Genomic DNA, 19,708 nt, shown 5'->3' on the forward strand with positions numbered 1-19,708 from the left:
AGCGGAATGCGCCGGCAGTATGCCGGCATACCTGCCTTGAGTTTTTAAGCATACTCATGATTGCGAATTACATCTAAGAAAGCCTCACCAAATTGTTCTAACTTTTTGTCTCCGACACCGTTTACCTCAATCAATTGAGAGGAATTTAGAGGTCGATAAACAATCATTTCTTTTAGTGTTGCATCACTAAAAATAATATAAGGAGGAACCCCATTTTCCAGTGCCAATTGTTTACGACACGCCCGCAAGTCATTCCATAAAGCCATGTTTTCTTGATCAATATCATCCCGAATTTTATGACTGCGCTTAGTGTTATTAACCTTTATTTCGTAGCGCAGATGAATACTTTGCTCACCTCTTAAGATTGGTCGACTTTTTTCTGTTAAACGCAAATTACCATAAGCACTTGCGTCCACGTCTAAAAACCCCATTACAATCAATTGCCTAAAAATAGTACGCCAAGCATCTGTCGATAAATCTTTGCCAATCCCATAAGTCGACAACGTTTGATGTGAGAATTGACGAACTTTTTCGTTATCGCTTCCGCGTAAAACATCGATAACATGAACTGCGCCAAAGCGCTGTCCTGTCCTGTAGACACAAGAAAGAGCTTTTCTTATATCTTCTGTAGCGTCACGGGTTTGTGGTGGCTGGATACAGTTATCACAGTTACCACAGGGTGTATCCATAGAGTCGTCGAAGTAATGCAGCAGCGCTTGGCGGCGACAACTGGTCATTTCACACAACCCAAGCATAGCATTCAAGCGGTGACGCTCGTGACGCTTAAACTCTTCGTTTCCTTCCGAGTTTGCAGCCATTTGACTGAGCTTTACCACATCTTCCATACCGTAAAACAATATTGCAGTTGCATTTTCTCCGTCTCTTCCTGCTCGCCCTGTCTCCTGATAGTAAGCTTCAATACTCTTGGGCATATCCAGGTGCGCAACAAACCTAACATTTGGCTTATCAATACCCATCCCAAAAGCTATGGTTGCGACAATAATAATACCGTCCTCGCGTAAGAACCGATCTTGATGCCGCTGTCGTGATTGGGTGTCCATTCCCGCATGATAAGGTAATGCGGTAAAGCCTTCATGCTGCAACCAGAGCGCCGTATCCTCTACTTTTTTCCTAGACAAACAATATACAATGCCAGCGCTATCTTTCTGTTCCTCTTTTAAAAAGCTCAACAGCTGCTTCTTCGGCCGGTTTTTTTGTTGTATACGGTATTGGATATTACTTCTATCAAAACCACAGACAAATTGCGCGTCTTGGTCTAACTGTAAACAGCGAGCAATTTCATGCTGGGTTTTTCTATCTGCAGTGGCCGTCAGAGCAACCCGTGGAACATGTGGAAATGACTGTGGTAATACGTCCAAACGCAAATAGTCAGATCGAAAATCATGTCCCCATTGCGCGAGGCAGTGAGCCTCATCTATTGCAAATAGCGAAAGTTTAACTTGCTGCAATAAGTTAATAGTACGAGCTTGGATTAAGCGTTCGGGCGCAACATAGAGAATATCAATATTGCCAGCAACAATCCTGCGCTCCAAATCTTGCATAGCAGTTAGTGACAGCGTAGAGTTTAAAAATGCAGCTTGCAAACCATGTGCATTAAGTGCTGATACTTGATCTTGCATAAGGGCAATCAATGGTGAGATAACAATCCCCATGCCTTCCCTCACCAGCGCAGGTATTTGATAACAGAGTGATTTCCCTCCTCCGGTAGGCATAACCACTAGTGTATTTTTACCCCGAATCACCGCATCTACGATATGTCCTTGCTGATCTCGAAATGAGGAAAAGCCAAATGTGTGATTCAAAACATGGAGCGCTTCCACCATTAAAAAATACCTTGAACTTTATAGTAAGCTGAAAACTATCAGACTTTTAAAAACAACTAAAACTCTGCGCTCGCGTCATTTATTTCACCGATAGTTAATAAACTCGGTGCAAAATAAAACACCTCGGTAATTTTACTATTAACTCAGCATAGATACACGCAAGGTTAATAGTGCACAGCAATATGACCGCAACAGATTTATGACATAGGGGCAATATTACAGTTTTATAGTAAAAAAAACATGGAGATGATATAGAATACAAGTATCTACAAGAATAACTTCCAGGGCGGAAACATTGTACTAATAATCCAGCAGTGCAACTTCTTTTTAATACAAACGAATATACAGACATCAGATCGAGAAAATAACCTTATGAAATCCAGCGGCATCGACTATTTAAAAGATCCAAGACGCAATAAAGGCACAGCTTTCACTGCTGAAGAACGCGACAAACTCGGCCTACACGGCATACTACCGCCAGTGGTCAGTAGCTTCGAGCAGCAACTGGAAAGGGGAATTAGTAATTTTCGTCGAATACCTAAGCCAATTGATAAGTACATTTTTTTATCCGCACTGCAAAAACGCAACGAACGTTTGTATTTCCGTTTGCTTATTGAGAATATTGAAGAGTTGATGCCCACGGTTTATACACCAACTGTGGGACAGGCCTGTCAAGAATTCGCAAGTATATTCCGTGAAACAAGTGGCTTCTATATTTCATTGCTTAATAAAGGCAATATATCTCAGCTACTAGAAAACTGGCCCGAGGATGATGTGCGCCTCATCGTTGTCACCGACGGCGAAAGAATTCTCGGTCTTGGCGATTTGGGTACTAACGGTATGGGCATACCGATAGGAAAGCTTGCTTTATACTGCGCATGTGCTGGCATTAAGCCTGAACAATGCCTACCAATTATGCTGGATGTCGGTACTGAAAACGAAAAGTTTCGCGAAGACCCTATGTATTTAGGCCTCAGGCAAACGAGAACCCGGGGCCAAGAATACTATGATTTTATCGATGAGTTTATTCAAGCAGTCAAGCAGCGTTTCCCTAAAGCTTTATTGCAATTCGAAGATTTTGCAACACCTAATGCCGTTGCTTTACTGGAACAATACAAAGACGAGTTGCTATGCTTTAACGATGACATCCAGGGCACAGCATCGGTCGCCTTAGCCGGTTTATATGCAGCAACCAGACTCAATGGTAAGGCGCTATCAGACATGCATTTTATGTTCTGTGGTGCAGGTTCGGCATCAACCGGTATCGGTCACCTGCTCGCTAAAGCCTTACAAATGGAAGGTTTATCTGAGGAAGAATCTCTCGACCGCCTGACATTTTTTGATCGCAGTGGCTTAGTCACAACAGATAGAGATGATCTTGCTAGCCATGTCGCACCTTTTGCATCAAAAAATAAAGCGATGGATCTAAAAGAAGCCATTGAAGTTATCAAGCCCGACGCTCTCATTGGCGCAACAGGAACAGCCGGGATATTTAACCAAGAAATTATCGAAACCATGGCTGCTCATAGTGCTAGCCCTATTATCTTTGCCCTATCAAACCCGACAATCAAAGCCGAGTGTACCGCGGAGCAAGCATACCAATGGAGTGAAGGTCGTGCCATTTTCGCCAGTGGTAGCCCATTTGGTGTAGTGCATATGCATGATGAAATACGTGTTCCAGGACAAGGCAACAACGCCTATGTTTTCCCAGGTTTAGGTCTTGGAGCTATCTATGGGGGTGCAACACGAATCACTGATGATATGTTAATAGTTGCCGCCAAATCTTTGGCAAACGCTGTATCACAGACACAAATTGATCACGGCTGCCTCTATCCTTCTTTGAAAGAAATTCGGGACGTGTCATTAAAAATCGCTGTAGATGTTGCCAAGTGTGCCGAATCTCTAGGGCTAACTAAAGATAAAGTACCTGATGACTTTGCCGAACAGGTAAAAGCGCAAATGTATTTTCCACATTATTAAAGCCTCGTAGCTTTTTAAATGATGAAATAAACGACAGGGATGTCCAATACAAAATTAGAGAGCCTTTCAGTTATCTTTTGATTTAACAATTAGTTAGCTGATAAATATTAACTACTTACTTTACTGCTTATATATATTTCAGCAAACTCATCTGCAAAAGTCGGCTTCCCATAGAGGTAGCCTTGTGCACTTTCACATCCTAAGCCATGAATAATTTTATCTTGCTTTTGAGTTTCTACTCCTTCTACAAGAGTTCTGAAACCCAATTTTTTATTCATTGCTAAAATAGCGCTAACAATATCTCTATCAGATTGGTCGGTTTCAATATCAACAATAAAACTGCGGTCAATCTTAATAACATCTACGTTGAAACGTTTTAAGTAAGCAAGAGAAGAATAACCTGTACCGAAGTCATCGATTGCTAAACGAAAACCATACTCGGCTAATCGGTGTAGCATGCTATCCGCATTTAAAGATTCTTTTAAAAATGTACCTTCAGTAATCTCTAGTTGTAGGTTTTCTGGTGAAATACTGTGGGCACTTACCATTGCCATCAAATCTTCCACAAAACAACTATGTTCTAGCTGACGTGGAGAAACGTTCACAGATATATACTTGAGATCGGGTGTTAAATGTTGCCATAATTCCCATTGCTTAATAGCAGTAAGATTAATCCAATTACCTAACTCATGAATTAACCCACTTTCTTCCACAACAGGAATAAACTCCATAGGCGAGATAAATTTACTAGTATTGTCTTTCCAGCGAATAAGAGCTTCACAACCAATAACAGTATGGCGGTCAAGATCTATTATTGGTTGATAGTAAAGTTGAAACTCTTCATTTTTTACTGCACTCATTAACTGATATTTTAAGCTGAACTTACGAGAAACTTCCTCGGACATTTCGTTACAATAGCTAATAAATTTCCGTGTTTCAGTATTTTTAGGATGATGCATAGCAAGGCTACTGTGCGTTTGTAAGGTAGCGGCATCACAGCCATCTTGTGGAAACGAGCTCACCCCCATCGCTGCATCTAAGTTAACAGTTAAATCTTGATTTAATTGGATAGGGGCAAGGGCCTTGCTATATACTTTATCCACAAAAACTTCTATAGCATCAGCACTGCCAACACTCTCTAAAACGAGCATAAATTCATCGCCAGCAATACGTGCAACAGTATCACAGTCCTCTACAATATCCTGTAGCCGCCTAGAGATTTCTATTAATACTTTATCGCCAACAGACAAACCATAATTTTCATTAACGTCTTTAAAGCGCCTTAAGCCTATCATTAAAACTGAAAATGTATCATTTTTCCTTAAGGCCCGAGCTACCGAACGAGATAGACGAAAGTTTAACCCTGCGCGAGAAAAACAACGTGTTAAAGGGTCTATATAAGCTAATTCCCAGAGTTTTTTTTCAGCCATCACCGCGTTAGTAATGTCGTGAGTCACGCCCACTACACGCTTAACCTCACCATGAGAACCTTTTATAATTCTCGCCTGAGAACGCAAGTGACGAATATCTCCATTGGGCCATACTGCTCGATAGTCTATTTCTTTATTACAGGCATTTTTTATCATGTCATAGGATTCATTGCGAACACGATCAGCATCGTCAGGATGCACTGCTTTTTCCCATGCATCAGCAGGTGCAACTGCCTTTTCATCAGCATAACCATAAATTTGAAATAATTTTTTATCCCATATCATCTCTTGTTTTTCGGGAATCCAGTCCCAGATTCCCATTTGTGCACTTTCGACGGCCATCTGAGCACGTTTTGTTTGCGCCTGCAAGATAACACTTGCATCACGCTCCTGCGTAATGTCGACGATACTTGTGACAACACCTAAAATTTGATCACTGGTGTTATCGACTATAATCTCGGAGTTTGCTTTTATCCATATAGTTTTATGATCTTTTCTAATGCCGATGATGACATCTTTTTGAGGTTTACCTTCTTTTAAAGTAAGCGCACCAGGAAAGTCTCGCTCAGGAAGCCTTATACCATTGCTATCAAGCACTTCAATAGATAAGCGACGAACATCAAAATTCTGTATTTCTTTATTACTTATACCAATTAAGTTTCTCCCGGCAGGATTAATATATTCCACATCACCTTTTCGATTACGATAAATAATACCAAATGGTAAATGTTGAAACATCGCTTGATATATATGACTATTATCACTTTGCGATACGTCGATTGAATCTTGTATTTTTTTATATTTCACAATCAAACCATCGCTACTCATTGCCAATACTTAGTGGTTTTGCCAACCGGATTTTTTGACTAACTTTTTTAAAAAGAGAAAAACAAATATAAAGTTTTTTACAGATACAAACTCTTTCAAAATTATGTGCATTTTCTTTAAAGAAAATAGTTAAGTTGCTGCTGACTCTAGGTATAGTTGACCATTTTTTTACATTTTTTCCTCTTGTCTTAGAATAAGAAAAATCATGCCAACATAAGATAACAAAACTAAGTAATTTGTTTTTAAAATACATTAGCTACAAACCAAATCTCATATACAAATTTCTTGCTATTCACTTATAAGTCTAGGAAAAACACGAAAAAATATAAGAATAAAGTCGTATTAAAACTTACTCGTCTATAACTATAGTTTTCTGTCATAGAAATAGGTGAGAGGTGGATGTAAGAGGATATTGGAAAATTATATTCGATGGGATACAAGTAGCTATAGCTAGTTGAAATATAGCAGTCACTCGCATTAAAGCAAGCGAAGGTACATTGGCAGGAAGCGTAAATATAGACAGTATAAGAGGTAAATGTAAAACACCGAATCATATCGGCGTTTTACATAATAGTAAGAGCGAGACTTAAGATTTGGCAGCAGTTTTCGCTTGGGGTAAGCGCTTGACTACTTCAGGAATAGCGCCGATTGAGTGAATATGTGCATAAGTCCACGCAATCCAGCCCTTCTTATACCAATCAACAATTTCTTCATCGCTGAGAGCCGAGTGAAACTCTTTCTCATCAACAACAAATAAATGGTCAAGCTTCAGTGTTGTATCGGTGAATTTAATTGTTCCCTGACAAGGTTTAAGTAAATCTTTTTCTTTCAATGCTTGGATATAGTCTTGAGTAAGACGATAGCCTTGGTCGACATTTTCCAAAAAACGCATAATCTCTTGCAAGGCTTCGGAAGGCTCACCTTTTTCGTCAAAAAGGGCATCCCCTTCTTCTTCTTGAAGATGTGGAGCATCGAGATCAACCATCACAATACCTTTTTGTTCTTCCAGTACAAAAGGGTAGCGGCGAACAAAAGAAGGAATATAAACACCTTCCCAAACATCACCAAGGTTATGGCCTTTGGCCATAAGAGATAGTAGCGCCACAGGAACAAAATCGTCATTAGCATTTTTGACGAACATTACCGGGTGATTGCGACTACACTGGAAGAACTCAAATCCGGCTACAGGGACAGAATTAGTCTCAGAAGTAAAGTTTAAGTTATCGAGTTTTTTAAGTTTAAGGTTTTTGTGCTTCTCTTTATCAAGAGGCACGGGGTTTTGATAAAACAACAATGAGGCCATGATGTTAACTTGTCTTAGAGTAGATTTAGTTCTTTAAATGGTTCATAGCAAAAAGAGCCTATTCACATGAATTAACTCCAATTTTGTACGGAGCAAATTCGTGTAAACAAGCTCTAGCTATGCTTTTGGTCGCGCGATAGTAACAGGGTTTTTGCCGCAATCGCAAGTAAGGCAGAATATAAGGAGGAATAGGATCTGTTAATAAGCCTCAAACATTAAAACGATTACTGCTCTACAAATGCTCGCTCAATCACGTAGTGCCCCTGATTACCCTTCCGAGCTTCCTGAAAACCTTTAGCATCTAGAATTTGGCAGGTGTCTTTAAGCATACTTGGACTACCACAGATCATAAAACGATCATTTTCAAGGTTGATATCAGGTAAGCCTAGGTTTTTAGCCAAATCACCACTTTCTAACAAATCAGTTAGACGACCGGTAGATGCATACTCCTCCCGAGTAACGGTGGGATAGTAGAGCAGTTTTTCACTAATTTGGTCGCCAAAATACTCGTTCTGAGGGAGTTCTTTGGTGATATATTCTTGATAAGCCAGCTCGGATACAAAGCGCACACCATGAGTTAAGATCACTTTATCGTATTGTTCGTATACTTCAGGATCTTTAATAATACTCATAAACGGTGCAAGCCCCGTTCCTGTGCTAATTAAATAAAGGTGTTTTCCGGGAAGAAGAGACTCTGTAACCAACGTACCTGTAGATTTACTGTTGATCAAAACCTCATCGCCAGGTTTAAGGTGCTGTAGTTTTGACGTCAGTGGGCCATCGGGTACCTTAATGCTAAAAAACTCTAGCTTATCTTCGTAGTTTGCACTAGTAATACTGTAAGCTCGAAGTAAAGGCTTACCATCTTCTTTCTCCAACCCCATCATCGTAAAATGACCATTGCGGAAACGGAAGCCAGGGTTTCTCGTTGTTGTAAAACTAAATAGCGTATCTGTCCAATGGTGGACATCGAGCACACGCTCTCTAAGTAAGCTACTCACAATTGGAGTCTCCAGTAATCGTTATCTTGCATCTATTTTAAACGCGAATTAACATACAGGTAAAACAGGAATTCCTGATTAAATTAATTGGAAATTCCGATATAAAGCCTTATCTCTTATGAGTGGGTGTTATCAGCCTTTGAGAAGATGAACGATGCGCTATACTCTCCGCCAGCTCGAAATTTTTCTGGCCACAGCCCACCACCAAAACGTTACCAAAGCCGCAGAAGAATTGTCGATGTCCCAATCCGCAGCGAGTGGCGCCCTAAAAGACCTGGAAACGCAATTTGATGTACAACTATTCGATCGTGTTGGCAAGCGCTTACAGACAAACGAATTTGGCAATAGAGTCCGTATCCGGGCAGAAGCTCTTTTGGCTCAGGCTAAGGAACTAGAGCATGAACTATCTCAGCACGACAAGGTGGGACACATAAAAGTAGGGGCAACGCTGACAATAGGTAACTATCTATGTGTGGATCTTATTAAGCAATATATTCGCGAATCACCAGGCACCCAAGTTAAATTAGAGGTAGCCAATACAGAATCTATCGCACGAGCAATTCTGAATTTTGATATAGACCTTGGGCTTGTTGAGGGAGAACTGCACCACCCCGATTTAGATATCGTCAATTGGCGCAAAGATAGCCTTATATGTTTCTGCTCCCCCTCACATCCTCTCGCTCAAAAAACCCATATTACTGATAAAGATTTATTGGCTGCAAAGTGGATTCTAAGAGAGCCAGGCTCTGGTACTCGACAAACCTTTGATCGAGCTATGTCTGGCTTAACGCCTTCACTTGATATTGAACTTGAACTACAGCATACCGAAGCAATTAAGCGAGCGGTGGAAAATGGACTGGGTATTTCTTGTCTCTCTGAAATTGCGCTACAAACTGCCTTTGACAGGAAAACCCTGGTACCAATAAACATACCATCCCGCGATTTCACAAGGCATTTTTACTTTGTTATTCATAAACATAAGTATCGTGCAGCAGGCATCCTAAAGTGGATGGGTATCTGCAATATAGATTTTGAAACGATTGACAAACTCTAGGGTTAATCCTACCTAAGCATTTACCTCAAGAGCCATAGAATATTCGGCCCGTTCAAGTAACTCAGCAATAGAAAGAGGTTTATCGAGAAAGTAACCTTGCAAAAATTCACAATTATAAGATGCCAATAGATTAGCCTGTGTTTCGTTTTCCACGCCTTCAGCAACGACAGACAGTCCTAGGTTATGAGCCATAGCAATGATAGCACAAGAAATTTTAACATCGTTCTGATCGTTTGGAATATCTTTAATGAAAGACTTATCAATTTTTACGCTGGTAATAGGGAAACGCTTAAGATAACTTAGCGAAGAATATCCAGTTCCAAAATCATCGATGGAAAGATGACAACCCAATTGTCGCATCGACTCCATAACAATAATCGCCTTATCAATATCATCCATAACTGTAGTTTCAGTGAGTTCAAACTCAATCAGTTTTGGAGAAACGTCATAGAATCTAAATTTTTCGCGGATAAGATCGATAAAATTTGGAGAGAAAAACTGCTTAGCTGATAAATTGACAGAAATGCCCCGAATACCTAACTTACTTAAAGCTTCCATTTTATTTGACAACAAGCCCAATATGCTATCGAGAACAAAGTTTTCAATATCAGAAATAAGCCCTAAGTCTTCGGCAATAGGAATAAAAACATCTGGCGAAATATACCCTTGTTCACTGTCGCACCAACGAACTAAGGCTTCGCCCCAATATATATCTTTGGTTCCAGCAATATATTGAGGCTGAATATATACGTCTAATTTTTTTTCAATTACAACCTGCCTAAGCTTCTGTTCAAGCCTTAGACGCTCTGTCATTTTGTGGCCAAGGTCTTTTGAATAATAAGAGATTTGATTGCCGCCAGATTTTTTTGCATCATGGAGCGCCATTCCTGCACAGCGAATTAATTCTTCTGGTGTACTCGCATCAATAGGGAAAACTGAAACACCGACAGATCCTGTAACTTGAAGAAAATTATTTCCTTCATGAATGGTGGAACGGAGAGCATCCAACACGTAATTAGCTGTTTTTTTAAGTTGACCTGGTTGTTGACTATCTTGCACTAACAGCACAAATTCATCTCCCCCCATACGAGCCATCATATTATTAGTACGGAAATTTTTTTGTAGTTGTTTTGCAGTATCGATAAGTAACTGATCGCCAATATCATGGTTCAATGAATCATTTACTTTTTTAAACTCATCAAAATTGGTCATATACATGGCGATACACGTATTTTCTTTTTCTGCTGTCGCAATCAGTGCATCTAACTTATCAAGTAGAAATTTACGATTAGGAAGCTTAGTTAATGAATCATAATAAGCGAGTTTTTCGATTTCTCCTTGCGCCAACTTTAATTCTGTTACATCCAGTAGAGTACCTATAAAACGTTGTCCATTAGAATTATCGGGAACAAATGAAATATATTCTATAAATATCCTTTCCCCTCGTTGAGGATGAACGAAGCGATATTCAAGTGCTTGTGCAATCTTATTCCCCAGAATAGTCGACATTGCATATTGATAACGCTTGCGATCGACTTCATCGATATGTGAAACAAACACATCAACCGTCACTAAATCTAAACCTGTAATATGACTCCAGTGAGTATTGATGTACTGATATTCGCCTAATTCCGTTTTAAAAAAAACACCGATAGGCGCATTTTCAGAAAGAGTTCTAAAACGGCTTTCAGAAAAAGCCAGAGCTTTATTTTCTTGCGCCAAGTTATCCAACACTGTATTAAAAACATCGATAACATTACCCACTTCATCATCGTGTACTTTTTTAATACGTTCTTCTGAGAATGGATTTTTAGCAATGACTTTTGAAAGCTGAAAGAGAGTATTCAAAGGTAACAGAGAACGCCGCATTAAAAATTTTACTAGAAAAGAAGCAACACAAAGAGAAACTATAAGAGCAAAAACGAGGAATAGCGTAAACATCCACTGCGCTTTAGCGAGCACACTAGTATTGGTTTGCACATAAAGGTGGCCAAGTACACGCCCCAGGGATGGCTGTCCCACAAGAGCTGCACTATTGAATACTGAATTTTTTGCAACCTTTTTTTCAACTACAGGAATGTAAAATACTATGTCATCATGTATTTCAAGATATTGAAAGTGGACGGCAGGGTCAACTTTTTCCTGGCAGCGCTCACTACTACTGGAATTTACATATCCAGAAAAAAGTAAGCCCTTCTTATTATATAGACAGAGCAAATCTATTTTTTGGCTGTTTGCCACAAAGGCTAAACTCGCTTGAGCCCCATGAACATCAAGCATTGCCATTGATCTCGATAAGTTTTCAGCAAGAACAGAACCTGTAGAACTTAAGTTCTCAACCATCTCAGTACGGGACATATTATTGACGACAGCAAATAAAATAGATCCCGCAACGATTACTCCAACGGTAAAAGAAAATAAAATAGTACGTAGTAGCCTTGCTTGCACCGAGTTCCATTTAAAGGAATAACTGCTCACTCGGCCCCCCAATAGAATTTATTGAAATAGTTTTACTAACAAAAGCAGAATACATTCTTAATAGAAAAATATCACACATACCTTCTTTATATGAAGGTACAAGAAATTAACACTTAAAGTATTTTTTAGTCGCAAAAACAATTGTTTTTAAACTTTGTAATTAGCGGATTGACATAAAAATCAACTCTTTATTCATTTGCAAACAGACTAATAGAGAGAATAAATTTAACAACGCCAACATATATAAAATTTCAGACTAGGATAATATTAAAATTAGTGAAAAATCCCTAGCAAATATTAAATTTTGTCCGCCAAAATAGCAAATCCATATAAAAATGGCTTAAAAATAGCAGGAAACTTTGAGTGCTTAAACCATACTAAAGAAAATCAGGGAACAATAGCACTTACCATACAACATCATACCCTTAGCACAAAAAAACAATTTTTAATTGGTTATCAAATTTACCCAAAAAAATAATGAGCACACATAACCTTATCGTCATTTATTGCTATTTGGTCTCTATATTTACAAATGCTTAGATAGCAAAAGTTTTGCAGGCTTTTAACAGCCTATAAAACTCCAAACCATAGCAATATGCAAACAGATTACAGCCAACCATAAGCGTTTACATTTTAACCAAATTTGAAATTAATTCACCTGAAGAAAATCTGCATATAGTTAACAATAGGGGCTGCTGTATATAAATTACCATTCTACATTTTGACACGGTTAGTCTAGGCTCCGATTATCAGGTAAACTCCTACTTGCTAATTTCACGTCATAGGAAGAGTGACGCCAAAAATCACGCAATTATGTGTGACATAGCGAGTGAGCGCCGGAAGTGCATAAGTACTAGTTATACGCATAATATATTTAAGGTAGGTAGTCATGTCTCGAATGTTTCCAGCAACGCGTCTAAGACGCAATAGATTTAGTGAGTTTTCACGCCGTTTGGTGAGAGAGACAGAGCTCTCTGTGAATGACCTTATCTACCCAATGTTTATCCTAGATGGTGAGAAGAAAAAACAAGAAATCACTTCGATGCCAGGGCAATTCCGTCTAAGTATTGATGAGTTACTAAAAGAAGCAGAACAATTAGTGGAACTAGGAATTCCCGCCATAGCACTATTTCCGAATATCGACGACTCATTAAAAAGCCTTACGGGAGATGAGGCATGTAATGAGGAAGGTCTAGTGCCAACAACTGTGAGAGCACTCAAGAAGGAATTCCCATCTCTCGGTGTCATATGCGACGGCGCGCTGGATCCCTACACCACTCATGGGCAAGATGGCATTATTGATGAAGACGGCTATGTACTCAATGAGGAAACGGTTGATATGCTGCGCTTGCAGGCCAAAGTATGCGCTGCTGCCGGAGCAGATGTGATAGCACCTTCAGATATGATGGATGGCAGAGTCGGAGCAATCCGTGAAGAATTAGACGATGCTGGCTTTATTAATACTCAGATCATGGCTTACTCAGCTAAATATGCCTCAGCTTACTACGGCCCATTTAGAGATGCCGTAGGTTCTGCAGCCAATTTAGGCAAAGGCAATAAAGCGACATACCAAATGGATCCAGCTAACAGTGACGAAGCTCTCCATGAAATACAGCTAGACTTGCAAGAAGGAGCGGACATGGTGATGGTGAAACCCGGCATGCCTTATCTGGATATCGTACGCCGCGTAAAATCAGATTTCGGTGTCCCAACTTTTGTATATCAAGTAAGCGGTGAATATGCCATGCATATGAGTGCAATTAATGCCGGCATGCTCTCAGAGGCGGTAATAATGGAGTCTCTAGTTTGCATTAAAAGAGCAGGCGCAGACGGCATACTTACCTATTTTGCAAAACACGCTGCTAAATATCTGAAGACAAATAACTAAACCACACAGTTAATAGTTGGCTTCGACACAAATACAGGCCTGGCCTTAGACTGATTAAAGGCTAGGTTCTAACCTAATCATGCAGCCATTTTCCATTTGCGCCTCGCTTAATAAAAAGCTGTGAATGCCAGTAATATCGTCCAGCACCAGCACTGGCAGTACAGTTGTAGCGACTGCGTCCAACTGGAAGCGCTCGTGGAGCTTGAGCCAATAGTACACCGCCATTAATTTGAACTTTGATCTTATTTTGGCCACTGGCGAAGCAGGCTATATTATCGATATAAGGTATTAGTGGAGAAGCAATTTTTAACACCGGCCTAGCTACTGTCGCAGGCAGCTCGGGCTCATTTAAGACACTGTCATTGGGCCCCAGAACTTTTACTCTACTATTAGGGAATGGAAGACTATTAACTTTCGTGGCAAAGTCATCCAAGCTACCGTAGTTACCGCCAAAGGGAAAACGGGGTAAAGCTTGATGGTGGCTCGACTTCGCAATGGGGCCAGAATGCTGACCAAAGGCGATATATCCCATATCTTTTAGCTGACTTAACAATTTCTCGTCATACTCACCATAGGGATGAGCAAATACTTTAAGGCTCTCACCAATTTCCTTAGTAATGCGCGATTGTGCAAATAAGATTTCTTGCTGCCGCCGCTGTAACCAACGCTTGTGACTCTCTTGCGATCTGCGACGAATAAGATGAGTATGGCTATCTGTATGATTTGCAATCAAAGCTCCATTATCTGACATTGTCTTCAATTCAGCCCAAGACATATGCAAGTGGCTTTTTTCATCGTGCGCCTTGCTATTTACAAATACTGTAAAAGGCCATTTACGCTGCTTTAACAGTGGATATGCCTGAGTGAAAATAGACCGGTAACCATCATCAAAAGTTATCACTGCTGTTTGGTTTGGAAGTGCCTCTCCCCGTTTTAGAAGCTTCAGTAAGTGCGCCATACTGATCACCTTAAAACCGGCTTTATCCAAGTAATCAAGATGGGCGGCAAATAATTCGGGAGGTGTTGACGTAAGTCGAGGAGCTTTCGTTGAGATGTGATGATATTGCAAAACCACTACAGCTTGCGACAGGCTAGTTAGCGCCATAATGCACAGAAACAATAAAAATCTCATTCAATTCTCCTTAAGAATATCGCGGCTTATTTTATAGAGCTAGAGAGATGACAGCGCTTTTATGGGCCTGCAATACCATGTCAAACGTTCGGGAACTAAGCTTATCAGTTCAAGTCTAGAGATGCATTTTCAGGGCATCATAATTCCCAATTAAAGCCAAAAATGTTATGTTTGCGCTGGGGCTATAGAGCCTACTCACATTCAACTAGCGATGACCAAATAAAGATTTAATGATATGAAAGCACTCTCTGATATCGGCCTTGTAGGCCTTGCCGTGATGGGCGAAAATCTCATCCTCAATATGGAAAGCAAAGGCTTTACTGTTACTGCATATAATCGCACCGTAAATAAGGTTAACGCATTTATTGACGGTCGAGCGGCAGGTAAAAATATTCGCGGTGCCAGCTCGATTGAAGAGCTTGTTCAATCTTTAGAAAAACCTCGAAAGATCATGCTGATGGTAAAAGCTGGTCAAGCAGTAGACGACTTTATCGAGCAGCTCATTCCGCATTTGGACGAAGGCGATATTATCATTGATGGCGGCAATACCCATTTCCCAGATACTAATCGTCGTACCGCTTATTTAGAAAGTAAGGGGTTATTATTTATTGGTGCTGGTGTTTCAGGCGGCGAAGAAGGTGCTCTTACTGGGCCATCAATTATGCCCGGCGGCTCTCCAGCAGCTTGGGAACATGTAAAGCCAATTTTCCAGAGTATAGCAGCGAAAGTTGAAGATGGGTCTGCCTGCTGCGAGTGGGTCGGTGAAAATGGTGCTGGACACTTTGTGAAGATGGTTCACAACGGCATTGAGTACGGTGATATGCAGCTTATCTGCGAGGCTTATCATATTATGAAAAGTCTATTAGGTATGTCAGCTAAAGAAATGCACGAAGTCTTCGCGCGTTGGAATGAAGGAGAACTGGACAGCTATCTCATTGAAATTACACGCGACATTCTAGCCTATGAAGAAGATGGTGAAGCTCTGGTTGATGTCATACTCGATACAGCAGGACAGAAAGGCACTGGTAAATGGACGGCTGTGTCGGCTCTTGAACTAGGCATCCCTTTAACCTTAATTGGTGAAGCTGTTTTCTCTCGCTGCCTATCGGCACAAAAAGATGAACGTGTAGAAGCGGCCAAACAGCTCAGCGGCCCAAGCCCAGTTTTCGACGGAGATAAAGAAGCTTTTATCGAAGATTTACGCCAGGCTCTCATCGCAGCTAAGATCGTTTCCTATGCCCAGGGATACGTATTGATGCGAGAGGCAGCAAAAGAACACGGTTGGCAACTCAACTACGGTGGCATTGCAATGATGTGGCGTGGAGGCTGTATTATTCGATCGATTTTCCTCGACGATATTAGAGAAGCCTTTGAAGCACAGAGTGATCTACCTAACTTACTCTTGAGTCCTTTTTTCAAAGAGAAGATTGAGTCCTCACAAGGCGCATGGCGACGAGTCATGGCAGCCGCCATCAGTAATGGTATTCCTGCACCAGCAATGACAGCAGCCTTGAATTACTTTGATGGGTACCGCTGCGACCGTCTACCTGCCAATCTCCTGCAAGCGCAGCGAGATTACTTTGGAGCGCATACATACGAGAGGACAGATAAGCCTCGCGGAGAATTCTTTCATACTAATTGGACTGGGCGTGGCGGAGATACGTCGTCGTCGACTTACAACGTTTAAGATAAAGCTATTTATATTTTTTCTGAAAAAAGGCGTCCTGCCTTTTTTCAGAAGCAGAAGTTAAAATATTGAATGTGAAAATGCGATTGTACTGGTACTTCAATTACTTAAGTTGGCTTTTAGAGAAGTGCCACGTCATACCTTGGCAAAAGTAAAGCTATTATATTCGTTTTTATACATGCGCCCGAATGCTCTCGGGGTCGATCCCGTCCAACGTCTAAATGCTATAGCTAGGCTGGATTTGTCAGAAAACCCCAGCAAAATATAGATGTCATCAATATTGTACCAATCTTGTAATACGGCATGAATCCCATAATAGTGACGCACTTGGTCTCTCAATTCGCTAAAGCTTAAACTCTGTTCGCTTAAGCGCCTTTGTAGTGTTCTTGTAGAAACATGCAACTCAAACGCGATGCTCGCAATGCTAAGTGAAGAATACCCTATACGCTGTTTCAATAGTTCAATAACACGGGAGGCTAAACCGTAAACTTCTGGGATTTCAGCTTTTTTAAGGTGCTCAGCTAGAACAGTTTTTTTTGTAAGGTGAGTTAAGCTTTGACTACTGGCATGAAATTTCTCATTAGTATTTACTTTAGCAACTGTGAGTGTTGAGCTATGACCCATGTCTACGTTCCCCTAAATATTGCGACAAAGCAGCTTAAACTTAATGGAATCTATGTTGGTATATTGATAAATACGCCAAGCTGAGTACAACAAACCCTTATATATTATTCTTATTTATGTACTTCATAAATTATCATTAAAAAGTCAAGTCTCTATCTCGAAACAATACTATCCTATCACCCAAAAAGAATGCCCAACTGAAGCTCCACCATTAAGCACTAACAAAAATACAAACAGTAGAACTAACATTGAAAACGCAAATATTCCAGGGAATGGGATACGGGTGATTCCTTTTACTAAATTCTTCATTTTCACTGCACCATTTTAATCAAAGAAAAGCAATACGTGCCACTTTTCATAAGTTTTCATAAGAGAGAATTAATAAAACAGTATTAATCCATAAAATTTCAACAGGTATATTTCAAAACTCTTTCTTGAAATATATTTTTAAATTTTTACTAGTGCAAGCCGATTCCACAAAAAATCAGCATTAAATAATTATATTGTCATCAAAAAATACAAATAAAAAAAAACCATAAACATAAGGTTTAAGGTGAAAAATTGCATGCCACGAGAAAATCACTTGTGAAAGTTTAAGAAGAGATAAATATATAAATTGGAACTATTAAAATAGTTCAGCACAAACTGAAAGTGCTAACCTATTTTTATCTTTCCGAATATTATTAAAATTAGTAGTTGTTTGTCGTTGCATTAGTAAACTTTGGATTGCCAATAACGTATCAAGTTTTACCACTCAAAAAAATCTTCAGCGTTTAAAAACTACTATAGTATGAACACTAGCTAGACATAGATTCCAGACCGACAAACCTAATCTATATTTCCAAGCCAGAATTTTAAGGTATGTCATTCACGCACAGCACACTATGTATATTTCACCGAACAGTAGTACAGGCACTTTGCGACACAGTTCACACAAAGGAAAAATAAGAAATAAAGAAATTTATAAGTGAAAAAATAAGCCTAAAAATGAATGAATTAATGCAGAATATTTATTTAGGTAAGATTTAAGGAGCATAAACATATTGGGTATAACTATCATCTAGATGCTCTAAGAGATGGTTTTCAAAGGGATATAATTTCCTATTTTTTAAATCTATAAAATCGATGTTTTCCTGAAAATGTTGTTTCCACAATTTAACAACAGAACCACTATTGAAGGCCCGGACTAAACCTTTATTGATACGTTCAATTAATTTTCGGTCAGAGACATGTCCATAAAAAAAATAAGGCATAGGATAATGGATCGCGATATCTCGGTTGTAAATGAAATTTGGAACCTTCTGATGATAATTATACTCAGCAAGTGCATCCTCGGGGTTTCTGCAAAAAAGATCAAAACGGTTGACAGCTACCATACGAAATAGGCTCATATAACTAGATGACTCTTTAACAATAAAACCATTGTTTTTTAGGATTTCCACATCCAGTTCACCTCGAACTTGTCCATGAGTAAACGTGAGTAAGTCTTTTGTATTTTTAACACTAGCTAAACGTTTATTACTCTCAGCAGAAGTAAAACAGGTTCTATACCCTAACACCCCTAGAAACACCGGGAAGGGGGCATATACCAAGTTTGCATCTTCAGATAAGTTATCCTGATACGGCATGGCTGTTATAAAATTTGTGTAGTGATTGTAGCTCATCCGCTCTATACGCCGGATGTAGCTCATATCATCACGAATAGGCTCAATACGATAGTCGCCATATTCATCTTTTGTATACTCTAGACCTAAGATAAGAAGCTTTAATTCATAATCAAAGTCTCCTTCAAGAAATTTTTTCTTGGAAATATTGTGAGAGACGACTAATTCGGCCGAGCATAGCTGGCTCAGCAGTATCAAAATCGTTACTAAAACACACATCTTAGTCTGAATAAGAACCACAGTCCCGTATTCCTTAAATGGGAAGAGTTAACCGGGGGCGCACTCTATTAAATAAGCTTAAAATGGGTAGGACAGATCAAATTTAATCGTTAGCTCTGCTGCCACTTACTATCGATACAATTATAAGTAATTAAAGCCATCTATACGAACATATTTTTATGCAATGAGATGATATTCAATAAGTAATTGAAATAAAAAAGCATAAGCTTTCTTCTTTTTAATAAAGTAAGAATTGAAATTTATTTCATATCGGATTGCAAAGATTTACTCTCGAGTATAGAGCAACTATGACAGAGGCAATATCCTTTACAATAGATTTTCTAGATAACCGTCGAGAGTGATAAGCTAGCACCTAAAATGAGCTATGATCTCTTAGAATAAGTAATATAAAAATGTGGCACCCCGAGGGCAAAAATTACGCCAACAAATACCTTTTAATGCCAAAAAAATTGTCTTGGCGGCTTTAGTTAAGAACACAGGCAATTCAGTATTGAAGACTTTGTATTAAGGTTTATAAAAGTCTTATCAAGATCCCTGACTCCAAGTATACGCCAA

General features: G+C 39.5%; 12 protein-coding genes. 4 read left to right on the forward strand and 8 right to left on the reverse strand.

Annotated features, from left to right (window positions below):
- Positions 1–44: 44 nt before the first annotated feature.
- Positions 45–1,844 (reverse strand): DNA helicase RecQ, encoded by a 1,800-nt coding sequence (recQ, locus tag BVC89_RS24585; RefSeq protein ID WP_086933746.1) that lies wholly within the window; start codon positions 1,842–1,844, stop codon positions 45–47.
- 342 nt (positions 1,845–2,186) lie between these two features.
- On the opposite strand from recQ, the gene BVC89_RS24590 reads away from it, so the two are divergent.
- Positions 2,187–3,824, forward strand: a complete 1,638-nt coding sequence (locus BVC89_RS24590) for an NAD-dependent malic enzyme (protein WP_281261004.1) — start codon at positions 2,187–2,189, stop codon at positions 3,822–3,824.
- Between the two features lie 107 nt (positions 3,825–3,931).
- On the opposite strand, the gene BVC89_RS24595 is transcribed toward BVC89_RS24590, so the two are convergent.
- From BVC89_RS24595 to BVC89_RS24610, 3 genes are all read right to left on the reverse strand, one after another.
- On the reverse strand, positions 3,932–6,082 hold the full coding sequence (locus tag BVC89_RS24595) for a sensor domain-containing protein (RefSeq protein ID WP_086933748.1): 2,151 nt from the start codon (positions 6,080–6,082) through the stop codon (positions 3,932–3,934).
- A 586-nt stretch (positions 6,083–6,668) separates the two neighbouring features.
- On the reverse strand, positions 6,669–7,385 hold the full coding sequence (locus BVC89_RS24605) for a SapC family protein (RefSeq protein WP_086933750.1): 717 nt from the start codon (positions 7,383–7,385) through the stop codon (positions 6,669–6,671).
- A 224-nt stretch (positions 7,386–7,609) separates the two neighbouring features.
- A complete protein-coding gene (locus tag BVC89_RS24610) occupies positions 7,610–8,386 on the reverse strand; it encodes a ferredoxin--NADP reductase (protein WP_086933751.1) in 777 nt (258 codons plus the stop codon).
- A gap of 154 nt (positions 8,387–8,540) precedes the next feature.
- On the opposite strand from BVC89_RS24610, the gene BVC89_RS24615 reads away from it, so the two are divergent.
- The gene (locus BVC89_RS24615) at positions 8,541–9,440 is read left to right on the forward strand and encodes a LysR substrate-binding domain-containing protein (protein ID WP_086933752.1); all 900 of its coding nucleotides are present in this window, start codon (positions 8,541–8,543) and stop codon (positions 9,438–9,440) included.
- A 12-nt stretch (positions 9,441–9,452) separates the two neighbouring features.
- Here the strand turns inward: BVC89_RS24615 and BVC89_RS24620 are convergent, their stop codons facing one another.
- Positions 9,453–11,918: an EAL domain-containing protein gene (locus tag BVC89_RS24620; protein WP_086933753.1), complete on the reverse strand. Its 2,466-nt coding sequence runs from the start codon at positions 11,916–11,918 to the stop codon at positions 9,453–9,455.
- Between the two features lie 889 nt (positions 11,919–12,807).
- Between BVC89_RS24620 and hemB the strand changes: the two genes are divergently transcribed.
- Positions 12,808–13,806, forward strand: a complete 999-nt coding sequence (gene hemB, locus BVC89_RS24625) for a porphobilinogen synthase (protein ID WP_086933754.1) — start codon at positions 12,808–12,810, stop codon at positions 13,804–13,806.
- Positions 13,807–13,879: 73 nt separating this feature from the next.
- Here hemB and BVC89_RS24630 read toward each other — a convergent pair whose 3' ends face one another.
- On the reverse strand, positions 13,880–14,938 hold the full coding sequence (locus BVC89_RS24630; protein WP_086933755.1) for a polysaccharide deacetylase family protein: 1,059 nt from the start codon (positions 14,936–14,938) through the stop codon (positions 13,880–13,882).
- Positions 14,939–15,173: 235 nt separating this feature from the next.
- Between BVC89_RS24630 and gnd the strand changes: the two genes are divergently transcribed.
- A complete protein-coding gene (gene gnd, locus BVC89_RS24635; RefSeq protein WP_086933756.1) occupies positions 15,174–16,625 on the forward strand; it encodes a decarboxylating NADP(+)-dependent phosphogluconate dehydrogenase in 1,452 nt (483 codons plus the stop codon).
- 135 nt (positions 16,626–16,760) lie between these two features.
- Here the strand turns inward: gnd and BVC89_RS24640 are convergent, their stop codons facing one another.
- Positions 16,761–17,249 (reverse strand): helix-turn-helix domain-containing protein, encoded by a 489-nt coding sequence (locus tag BVC89_RS24640; protein ID WP_086933757.1) that lies wholly within the window; start codon positions 17,247–17,249, stop codon positions 16,761–16,763.
- Between the two features lie 1,025 nt (positions 17,250–18,274).
- Entirely contained in the window at positions 18,275–19,153 is an 879-nt protein-coding gene (locus tag BVC89_RS24645; RefSeq protein WP_158658108.1) for a hypothetical protein, read from the reverse strand.
- Between the last annotated feature and the right edge of the window lie 555 nt (positions 19,154–19,708).

Origin of the sequence: Agarilytica rhodophyticola (genome assembly GCF_002157225.2) — a bacterium.
Lineage (GTDB): Bacteria > Pseudomonadota > Gammaproteobacteria > Pseudomonadales > Cellvibrionaceae > Agarilytica > Agarilytica rhodophyticola.